Origin of the sequence: Streptomyces sp. SID1328 (assembly GCF_009865595.1) — a bacterium.
GTDB lineage: Bacteria > Actinomycetota > Actinomycetes > Streptomycetales > Streptomycetaceae > Streptomyces > Streptomyces griseoluteus.
Window position 1 is genome coordinate 1 of the sequence record NZ_WWKH01000314.1, and the last position, 2,302, is coordinate 2,302.

Sequence of the window (2,302 nt, forward strand, 5' to 3'; positions counted from 1 at the left end):
CCGTCCGTGGGCCCGCCGGTGGTGGTGGCCGGACCGCCGCCGGCGCCGTCGGTGGTGTCACCGCCGCCCGTGGTGGTCGGGTCGACCGGGGTGGTGCCCTGGCTCGGAGCGCCGGTGGCGCCGCCGTTGCCCTGGCCGCCGTCGGTGGGCGTGGTGCCCTGGCTCCGAGTGCCGGTGGTACCACCGTTGTCCTGGCCCGCGTCGGTGCCGGGAGAGGTGGAGGGCCGGGTGCTGGGCGCGACCACGTCGGCGCCGGGCTGGAGCTCCAGGTCGAAGCTCGCGGCGGGCTTGCCGCGCAGCGCGTCCCGCGTGTACTGCGCCCAGATCTCGGTGGGCGGACCGCCACCGTTCATCCGGGCCACGCCGAGGGCTCCGTACAGCGGCTGGTGCTTGGCGGTGACCGGGTCCTGGCCCATCACGGAGACCACCGTGGCGAGGTCGGGGGTGTAGCCCGCGAACCAGGCGGCCGTGTCCTCCTCGGCGGTGCCGGTCTTGCCCGCGGCCGGACGGCCGGCGGCCTGCGCGGCAGTGGCGGTGCCGCCCTCGACCACGCTCTTCAGCACCGAGGTGGTGGTGTCGGCGGCCTCGCGGGTCACGGCCTGCTTGGTGCGACGGGCGGGCAGGTCGACCGGGACGTTGTCCTTGCTGATCTTCTCGATGATCGTGTACGTGCCGTGCCGGCCGTGGTTGGCCAGGGTCGCGTACGCCTCGGTCATCTCGAGCACGCTGGCGGTGGCGGTGCCGAGCGCGATGGACGGGGACGGGTAGAGGTCGGGGGTGTCGGCCGGGATACCGAGGTCGACCGCGGTCTCCTTGACCTTGTCGCCGGTGACGTCGGCGGCCATCTGCGCGTACACCGCGTTGACGGACAGGTCGGTGGCCTTGCGGACGGTGATCTGGCCGTACGACTTCTGGTCCTCGTTCTCCGGCGCGTACCGGCCGCCGGACCAGCCCTGCACGGGACGCATGTTGGTGCCGTCGTAGTACGCGTTGGGCGTGATGCGCTGGCCGTCCTGCGTGCTGGAGGAGTTCTGCACGGCCGAGGTGAACACGAACGGCTTGAAGGTCGAACCGACCTGGTAGTCGCCCCGGGTCGCGCCGTTGGTGTACTGCTTCACGTAGTCGATGCCGCCGTACATCGCGACGATCTTGCCGGTCTTGGGGTCGATCGAGGCGCCGCCCGCGCGGACGTAGGTGTCGGCCTTGCGGTTCTTCTTGTCCAGCTTCGAGATGAGCTGGTCGTCGACGGCCTTCACGAAGGCGTCCTGCCTGGGCTTCTGGATGGTGGTCGTGATCCGGTAACCACCCGTGGCCAGCTGGTCCTTGGTGAGGATGTCGTGCCCGACCAGGTACTCCTTGACGGCCTCGACCAGGTAGCCGCGCTGGCCGGACATGCCGGTGGAGACGGTCTGCTCCTTCGGCATCGGGAACTTCATCCCGGCGCGCTCGGACTGGCTCAGCCAGCCCTTGGCGACCATGCCGTCCAGCACGTAGTTCCAGCGGGCGAGCGCGGCCGGCTTGTTCTCGGGGTGGGCGACGACGTCGTACTCGCTGGGCGCGTTGACCAGCGCGGCGAGGTAGGCGGCGCGGGCCGGGTCGAGGTCGATCGCGTCGCGGCTGTAGTACGCCTGGGCGGCGGCCTGGATGCCGTAGGCGTTGCGGCCGAAGTAGCTGGTGTTGAGGTAGCCCTCGAGGATCTCGTTCTTCGACTTCTCCCGGTCCAGCTTGATCGAGATGAAGAACTCCTTGGCCTTGCGGGTGACCGTCTGCTCCTGGGCCAGGTAGTAGTTCTTCACGTACTGCTGGGTGATGGTGGAGCCGGACTGCTTGCCCTTGCCGAGGGCGGTGTTCCAGCCCGCGCGGAGCATCGCCTTGGGGTCGACGGCGGACTCTGTGTAGAAGTCGCGGTCCTCGGCGGCCAGGACGGCGTGCTGGGCGGGCTTGGCGATCTGGGAGAGGCCCACGTTCTCGCGGTTGACCTCGCCGTCGCGGGCGAGCTGGGAGCCGTCTGCGTACAGGTAGACGGTGGCCTGCTTTGTGGCCAGGGCGTTGGCGGCCGGGATCTGGACCATCGAGTAGCCGAGGAACAGCAGCCCGATGATCACGAGCACGCCCAGCACGAAGGTGCCCAGCACCATCCGCCAGGTGGGGAAGATCCGCCGCCAGCCGGTGCGCTTGGGACGCTTGGGCCTCTTGCCGCCGCCGTCGCCGGTACCGCCGCCGCCCTCGCCGCCGTCGCTGCCGTTGCCGCTCGCCTGGGGGGTCGCGGTGGACTCGGACGGGGTGCGGGGCAGGACGCTGG

At 70.6% G+C, this 2,302-nt stretch carries 1 protein-coding gene; it reads right to left on the reverse strand.

All coding sequences use genetic code 11. The annotated features are described in order from the left end of the window. A partial coding sequence (locus GT030_RS09240) for a transglycosylase domain-containing protein (RefSeq protein WP_161200675.1) occupies positions 1 to 2,138 on the reverse strand: 2,138 nt, incomplete at its 3' end. Positions 2,139 to 2,302 lie beyond the last annotated feature (164 nt).